This window comes from Paraburkholderia sp. J7, from assembly GCF_905220155.1.
GTDB lineage: Bacteria > Pseudomonadota > Gammaproteobacteria > Burkholderiales > Burkholderiaceae > Paraburkholderia.
Genome location: NZ_CAJMYZ010000150.1, coordinates 1 through 236, shown reverse-complemented (window position 1 = coordinate 236; position 236 = coordinate 1). Strand labels below are relative to the sequence as shown.

1 pseudogene is annotated in these 236 nt (G+C 66.5%); it reads right to left on the bottom strand.

The annotated features are described in order from the left end of the window. A pseudogene (locus U5A58_RS40730) lies at positions 1-236 on the bottom strand (MFS transporter); the annotation flags it as partial.

Genomic DNA, 236 nt, shown 5'->3' with positions numbered 1-236 from the left:
CGCTTGAGCGCGAGCCCGGCAACGAGCCCGATGCATGCGATCGCCGTCATGTAGAGGCCGGGCGCGACAGGTCCGACGCGATGCAGCAGATCGGTCACGACGAGCGGCGTGATGCCCGTGAACAGCACGGTCGCGAGATTGAGCGAGAGCGCGATGCCGGAGAAGCGTACGTGGGTCGGAAAGAGATCGGCGAGCAGGAACGCGTAGGTGCCGTTCACGAAGCCGCCGACGAAGCC